Origin of the sequence: Pseudoalteromonas piscicida (assembly GCF_002744175.1) — a bacterium.
Taxonomy (GTDB): domain Bacteria; phylum Pseudomonadota; class Gammaproteobacteria; order Enterobacterales; family Alteromonadaceae; genus Pseudoalteromonas; species Pseudoalteromonas piscicida_B.
The window spans coordinates 1-210 of the sequence record NZ_NKHF01000173.1 but is presented as its reverse complement, the minus strand read 5'-3'; the positions used below and the strand labels follow the sequence as shown (position 1 = coordinate 210).

Below are 210 nucleotides of genomic sequence, written 5' to 3'. Positions count from 1 at the left end.
AGGGCGAAAAAACTGGCTGTTCTCTAATACCAGTAAGGGTGCACATGCCAGTGCGATACTTTATAGCCTTGTTGAAACCGCAAAGGCAAATGACCTTGTAGTGCATGATTATATTTCTACTTGTTTACAGCACCTTGTTGAGCAGCCTGATAATCTTGAATCGCTGTTACCTTGGAACATTAAACAAGCTGGGTGTCGTTAGCTAGACTC

The 210-nt window shown here is 42.9% G+C and carries 1 protein-coding gene; it reads left to right on the top strand.

Annotation, left to right across the window (positions count from 1 at the left end; translation table 11 throughout):
• Positions 1-202: transposase domain-containing protein (locus CEX98_RS22325; protein WP_143484396.1), on the top strand; the 202-nt coding region annotated here is incomplete at its 5' end.
• Positions 203-210: the final 8 nt, after the last annotated feature.